Genomic DNA, 1,808 nt, shown 5'->3' on the forward strand with positions numbered 1-1,808 from the left:
TTACGATGGAACCCAGGCTTTGATAGAAGCCCTGAAACGTAATCCTACTCGTGCTGGTGTTCAAGAAGCCCTCTCAGCCTCAGATTTTGTAGCGCCTGGAGTATCTGGTTCAATTCGGTTTTTGCGTTCAGGCGATCGCAATGGCTCAGTCCAACTGGTAAAAATTCTTCCCAAGCAGAACACTTCCAGCGGTTACGATTTCCTGCCAATACCCTCTAATTAGTTTTAGGAGTTTTAGTTAGCTAATAGCTTACTATTATTGTAGTATAACTGTGTAATATTTGTAGAATACTTGTTGACTTGAACAAATTAGACCGATTTCAACTGGAGTTTAGACTCAACTCCAGTTAGTATAAACTCCATAATAATGAAGCTTGTAATAAACTTTATTCGTTAACAAAATGACTTGTATTACCATTGCATTTCTGACTATTGGTTTCAGACATCCTCTTAGGGAATATTTAGCGATGATAAATCAACACTTATCAATCAATGTTGAAACACCAAATCCCCTGCTTCAACCCGGAGATTACCTGTTTTCCAACCTAGAGAAATCGGTACATTCCCATTAACTGCTTTGTACAGGTCAATGTGTTTTGACCAGTCATGGTCTTTACCATTTCGCGTCAGACTTGGCAAGTCATTTTTAGGATTGTGGGTCAGTTCAAGACTCTCACCAGTGCTACCAATCCACTGCACTTTACCGATGGAAATTTCCTGTAAATCTAACTGACTTTTTTTCTTAACTGCCTGTTTGAAATCCTCATAGTTACCATGAGATTCCTCTTCTCCTACTTCTAGAGCAAAGCCAGCATAGCTATTGCCTAGGGTTGTTGCCTTCAGAGTTTTTTCTTGACTATAGAGCTGGGCAAATTTCTGGTTGGGTATAGCCACCTCAGTATAGGCATCCAAATTAATCGAGCGAATCGCTAACCAGGTTTTCTCCAGTTTAAAGAACCAAATACCGTCTTCTATTTCTGCTTGAGCCGTCTTAGGTAATTGGAAAAAGAATGGTCTATCCTTTGCTGGTCTTAACCACAAAACTAGGTTACGGTATTGCCCTACTTGGTCTCCCTGATTTTTTCCTGGCTTCACCCAATTACCACCAGTATTAGCAACAAAATAATCCACACCCCGCTGTTGATTGTATGCCATTAGCTTGAATGGTCCGACATCACCATCGGGGAATTCACCCGCTAAACTCCCCAACTGATAGGTATGACCAAAGAAGGTGGTTTCCCAATATCCTGGTTTGTCCTCACCTCCAGGTTTCCAATTTTCATAGACCGGTTTACTCGCCAGGATTTCCACAGGCTTCTGAAACTGCTTACGAGCTAACTTTACCACCGCCTGGGGAGGTCGATAGGCGCTAGTAATTACGTGAATCACATCCCGTTCTGGCTTAGGATTGACTAAGGTAACATCGCCAAAATAAAGCCAGAACAGACGGGCAGCACTGGCTCCGTAGACCACATTACTTTTGCCGTAATCCCGCTTAGTCGGTCCGCCAAAACCACCTCGATAATATTTCACTGCTGCCGCCGCTGACATCCAATCTAGAGCCGCTTTGGCCAGTTGCTTCACCTCCGGTTCCTTCGCAAAGTCGTAGAGATTTAGGTAAGCCGCAAAGGTGTGACCATGGTAAGTCTCTGAGTCCCACTCTCCCATACCAATGTTGTATAGCGCCCAGACATAGCGCTGAATTTTCTTTTTATACAGACGCCTAGTCTCTTCATTTCCGGTTTCCTCCGCCATCAGATAAACGGAAATCTCTCGCATTGCCCGGAGATTGTCCGTGTTGCGTCCAT

1 protein-coding gene and 1 pseudogene are annotated in these 1,808 nt (G+C 43.6%); one reads left to right on the forward strand and one right to left on the reverse strand.

What is annotated here, in order from left to right:
* Positions 1 to 223: pseudogene (locus tag F6K53_RS39640) on the forward strand (receptor ligand binding family protein); the annotation flags it as partial.
* Between the two features lie 266 nt (positions 224 to 489).
* Here the strand turns inward: F6K53_RS39640 and F6K53_RS39645 are convergent.
* On the reverse strand, positions 490 to 1,808 hold a 1,319-nt coding region (locus tag F6K53_RS39645; RefSeq protein ID WP_293085492.1), incomplete at its 5' end, for a hypothetical protein.

The sequence above is a fragment of the Moorena sp. SIO4A1 genome (assembly GCF_010672065.1).
Taxonomy (GTDB): domain Bacteria; phylum Cyanobacteriota; class Cyanobacteriia; order Cyanobacteriales; family Coleofasciculaceae; genus Moorena.